The organism is Photorhabdus bodei (assembly GCF_003287735.1).
Classification (GTDB): Bacteria; Pseudomonadota; Gammaproteobacteria; order Enterobacterales; family Enterobacteriaceae; genus Photorhabdus; species Photorhabdus kayaii.
The window spans coordinates 1-5,072 of sequence record NZ_NSCM01000083.1 but is presented as its reverse complement, the minus strand read 5'-3'; the positions used below and the strand labels follow the sequence as shown (position 1 = coordinate 5,072).

The following is a 5,072-nucleotide window of genomic DNA, read 5'->3' as shown; positions in this document are numbered from 1 at the left end:
GCCCATTGTTCGGCGCAGGTTGAAAACATAAAGATTACCTCAAGTCGTGTTTTTTATTGGGATCAATCTATGAGGTAAAAGTTCAATAACGAGGGGGCGGGTTAAAATATTTGTGTAGGAAAGACAGCTTTATGGCGGGGAGGATGTCAACTGTATTCATTGAGTGCTCAACCGGGGATTACACCCCGGTTGTTCTGTTAAAGATTTTTATTTATTGCTGCTACCTGCCTTCTCATTCCAGATAGGTTATCTGGGTTATTACAGGGATCTGGCTTCTCCAGGTTAGCTATTAGGTCTCAGGATGGCTGGGTCTTTAAACTGACCATTTGGATTGTTGCTTGGTGGCGTCCAGAAAGCAACATCATAAATCCAATCGCAAGTGTCTTGCATTTTAATTGTCAGTGCTGCGTTTTCCCACTTACTTTCCAACTCAAATTTCTCTTCGGGTTTACGCTCCCATGAAAATCCGGTCCCTCGGCAGCTTACTGTGTAAATCAGGTCGTTCACGCTAGATTCCATAACGTTTTTGTCTCCCTTGAACCTGTAGAGTATATAATTTACAACGTTAGCATCCGTATAGAGGGTCACTGTGGCTTTCCCTGGAGATTTATCTTTACGTTTGGCAACCATCTGACAGATATACTTACCGGTGACCACACGTGGGACCTTGAAGATGCTGTTTTGTGCATTTATCCAGAACCTGCCTTGTTCCAGCGTCATATCGTCTACTCTCGGCTTTGGAAAATTACGATTTATTACTGGCGGAAAGACATTCAATAAGGGACTGGTACCTACTTCTGGGTAACGAATTGGCTTACCCCTGTTGTCTTTCCCATTTATCACCGGTTGCCCGAGAGCTTTGATTGCCCACGTTGGGTTCCAAGAGGCTGTAGCAGGATTAGGTTGATAATACTCTGATGGGGATAGCTCCCCGGTTGCCATATTAAAAATTTTCATTCTCTGTGATAACCCTGTCCCGGCCAGATTGTATTGGCCTTTTAAGGGCCCTCCTTTTTCAGATGATTATTCTCTGCATCGGGTCACCCGTGCAGGTTGTTATTACACGGTTTCGTTCATGTAAGAGTATTGCTGGAACTCATGTTTGAGGAGAAATCGTCTTGATTCATATTACTCTCCTAACTTAAGGTTATATCGGATTTACCTTTACCTACAGGGAACCTATGCCATAAAACCTATCCCTTGCGGGTTAAGCTGAATTTCTATTGCTACGAAGACATAAATAAGATTAGCAATTATTTTTAAAAAAAGATAATAGGAAATAGTTATCGGCAGATAACTTCAGATTAATGCTAAATTAATTTTTTGGTAGTTGATTTCAGATTATTTTTTTATCTATAAGTGGTAAGGGTTGAAGTTATGAGACTTGAGATACAGAATTTAGGGGGGATGTACATCTTTATGGCTACTCTTATTAATACGTAAATATGTAACTTAATATGCTAAGTATTAACTGTAAAGCAAGGAAGAAAAATCACTAGGGGTTGATTGTAATATCCGCTCTAGCCTGTTTATGAAAATGTCAGTTATTTTGGGGTTTTTAGGATTTACGTCCCAAACTATTTCGTAAAGTCATAGTCTTTTAATCTTTATTTGAAAGTTAATATTAGTAATAACAGAGAGCGGCTGTGATGAGATTTCAAGTGAATACTCGACAGGCTGAACCGAGGTATTATGGCTCAGCCTTGGTTTTCGTGTTTTTTAGTCATTCATAATGACAATGGATTAATCATCATATTCACTATGTACTATATTATCGTTACCAACATCCCAGGCTAATATCTGACCATTCTGTCGTAAGACTGTGAAAGATTTACCGGTTGTACTTAGGCTGACGATATCTTGTAATCGGGCTATCCCAGATGGGAGTTTGACGCTTGGATCACTGTGTCCCCAAGAGACCACGCTACCATTTGCCCTTAGGGCAGCGAACGCATCATTTGCTGCACTTAGGCTGACAATGTCCGTTAAGTTGGCGATTTCGGGTGGGATGCTGGTACTTGCCCCCCAGATGACTACGCTGCGATTTGCCCTCAAGGCAGCGAATGAGCCTCTTGCTAGATGTGAGCTTATTGCGGGATGTAGGCTGACTATATCCTTTAATGCGGCAATTTCGGGTGGAACCTGACCGCCAGAGTTCGGATCACCCCAGGTAACTACACTACGGTCTGCCCGCAGGGCAGCAAATGCTTTGTCTGTTGCACTTAGGCTGACAATGTCCGTTAAGTTAGCAATTTCTGTCGGGACGCTGCCGCCTGATTCTCCATCTCCCCAAGCGAGCACGCTGCCATCCTTTTGCAGGGCTGCGAAAGAAGTCCATGTTGAACTTAGGCTGACGAAATACTTGTAGTTCATATTAGAAGGTACAGAATATTTACCCCAGGAGACGACTTGATCATCCGCCCGCTGGGCCACGAATGTATTCGCAGTTGTACTTATTCTGACAATATCTTTTAATTGGGCAATGTCAGACGGGACTTGCCCTCCTTGATATGGATTTCCCCAGGCGACCACACTACCATTCGCTCGTAGGGCGGCGAAGGCAGAATATGTTGAACTTAGGCTGACAATGTCCTGTAATTCAGCGATATCGGATGGGATTGGGCTTCCCCAATTTGGCGCTTTCTGATCTGGATCTCCCCAAGCGACTACACTACGGTTTTCCCGCAGGGCGGCGAAAGCACTCGACGTTGAACTCAGACTGACAATATCCCGTAATTTGGCAATTTCTGGTGGGACTTCGCCGCCGTTGTCTCGATCACCCCAAGCGACCACGCTACGGTCTGCCCGCAGCGCGGCTACAGCAGAGATTGTTGAAGTCAGGTTGACTATATCCTGTAATTGAGCAATTTCGGGTGGGATATTTCTGACATCATCATCTCCCCAAGCGATCACTCTGCCATTTGGTAATAACATGGCGGTTGACCAGGCCGTAGGGACGATGCAGATTTTGTCGTTGGAGTTACTATTACCGTATGTCCCAAATTGCTGGTATAACTTTATAGAATTATCGTGGGTATCCATGTTTGGTGAGAAATCGTTATTTTGGCTCATCTTCTTCTCCTAATAAGGTCATATCGGATTTACCTTTTCTGTACCGTAAAACTTCTGCTCAATGGATTAACTAATTATCATATTCATTATGTAGTTTATTGTCGTAAATAGAGCCCCAGCCTACCCTCTGACCATTGGTTCGCACTATTGTGAATGAGTTTCTTGATGCATTAAGGCTAACGATATCTTGTAATCGAGTTATCCCGGAAGGGACTTGATTGCCTTGATAATCGCCATATCCCCAGGCAACGACGCTACCGTTCATCCGTAGGGCTGCAAATGCGGTTTCTGTTGCACTTATACTGGTAATATCCTGCAATACGGCAATTTCGGGTGGAGTTTTGATATTATTGCCTTCCCAGGCAACCACACTGCGATCTGCCCGTAGAGCCGCGAAAGCATTCGATGTTGTACACAGACTGACGATATCTTGTAATTGGGCAATCTCCGACGGAATACTGCCACCCGAAGGTGGGTCGCCCCAAGTAACAACACTGTGATTTGCCCGTAGAGCCGCAAAAGCAAAATTTGTTGCTCTTATGCTGACAATATCCTGCAATTGAATAATTTCTGGTGGGATTTGAGCACCTAACTCTTGGAATCCCCAGGTGACGACGCTGCGGTTTGATCGTAGAGCTGCGAAAGCAGAACCTATTGCACTAATACTGACAATATCCCGCAATTGGGCAATTTCTGGTGGAACCTGACCTCCCCCATTTTTAATTCCCCAAGCGACTACGCTGCGATTTGCTCGTAGGGCTGCAAATGCGTTTATTGTTGAACTCAGGCTGGTAATATCCTGCAATTGGGCAATTTCATCAGGTATTCGACCACCAGAAAATTCATCGCCCCAGGCGACTATGTTTCTGTTTGCTCGTAGAGCCACGAAAGCAGAACCTGTTGCTTTCAGGCTGACAATATCCGTCAATTGGGAAATGTCGGATGGGACTTGACCATCGTTACCTTCGTTTTCGTTTCCCCAGGCGACCACGCTCCGGTTTTTCCGTAGTGCCGCAAAAGCATCATTTGTTGCACTCAGGCTAACGATATCCTGTAATTGAGCAATGTCGGGCGGGATTTGACTACTAGGACCATTTCCCCAAGCGATCACTCTGCCATTTGGTAATAACATGGCAGTTGCCTCTTTAGTAGAGGCGATGGGCGTATTATTATCAGCGTCACTATTCCTGTCTGGTTGCCAATATTGTTTTATAGGATTGTCGTTGGTATCCATACTTGGTGAGAAATCGTTATTTTGATTCATATTACTCTCCTAATGAAGGTTATATCGAATTTACCTTTTCCCACAGGGAGTCTATGTCATGAAATCTATCCCTTGCGGGTTAAGCTGCATTTCTACTGATATGAATAAGGTTGTCTATTCTTTAAATATAATAGGAAAAAATAATTAAGACTAATGGTAAATCTATTTTTCTAATCCGTTTTAAATTTCTTTTATATCAATAAGCTATAAAATTCACAATGTTGAATTTTGATCAGGGAGATTTAAAGTAAATATATATCATTATGGTTGTTAATACTATATTAACACGTAAATTAATTTACTAATAATTAATCGTAAAACAGAAAATAAAGAATTATTAATATTTTTGTCGTAATATCCATAAATGTTCTCAAGAATTATTTATATGCAAGTATTCAGAGTAACATGTGTATTTAATTATTAATTAAAATGCAATAAATAGTTAAATGATTTAGGCTTTCACCATAAATATCCGCTTTGTGTAGTGTATGAAAAAGCCCGCTACCTTGCTGAGGAATCCCCACAAATCAGCGCTAATAAATCAAAACCATATTTTGGTAGATTTTGGCGAGGTGCTTGAGTGTTTTATTAAGCACTATTTCAAATAACATTAGCGGAGAATGGCGTAATACATTCTCCGCTAATGTTAGGTGAGAGATGACTCTTCTTGATTTGATACTATTTGCCTGATAATTAAGGTGTATTCCTTTATTTTCGGCATAAAAACCAATCAGCC

3 protein-coding genes and 1 pseudogene are annotated in these 5,072 nt (G+C 42.1%); all 4 read right to left on the bottom strand.

Annotated features, from left to right (window positions below; all coding sequences use genetic code 11):
- Positions 1-282 precede the first annotated feature (282 nt).
- Positions 283-957: a hypothetical protein gene (locus CKY02_RS22175; protein ID WP_112896922.1), complete on the bottom strand. Its 675-nt coding sequence runs from the start codon at positions 955-957 to the stop codon at positions 283-285.
- Between the two features lie 786 nt (positions 958-1,743).
- Positions 1,744-3,072 carry an RCC1 domain-containing protein gene (locus tag CKY02_RS22170; protein WP_112896921.1) on the bottom strand — a complete coding sequence of 443 codons (1,329 nt, stop codon included), beginning with the start codon at positions 3,070-3,072 and terminating at the stop codon, positions 1,744-1,746.
- Positions 3,073-3,142: 70 nt separating this feature from the next.
- On the bottom strand, positions 3,143-4,336 hold the full coding sequence (locus CKY02_RS22165; RefSeq protein ID WP_112896920.1) for an RCC1 domain-containing protein: 1,194 nt from the start codon (positions 4,334-4,336) through the stop codon (positions 3,143-3,145).
- Between the two features lie 533 nt (positions 4,337-4,869).
- Positions 4,870-5,072: pseudogene (locus CKY02_RS25370) on the bottom strand (IS4 family transposase); the annotation flags it as partial.

Coding starts and splice junctions, on each gene's coding strand:
- CKY02_RS22170 (WP_112896921.1), bottom strand. CDS start 3,072: ATGAGCCAAAATAACGATTTCTCACCAAACATGGATACCCACGATAAT.
- CKY02_RS22175 (WP_112896922.1), bottom strand. CDS start 957: ATGAAAATTTTTAATATGGCAACCGGGGAGCTATCCCCATCAGAGTAT.
- CKY02_RS22165 (WP_112896920.1), bottom strand. CDS start 4,336: ATGAATCAAAATAACGATTTCTCACCAAGTATGGATACCAACGACAAT.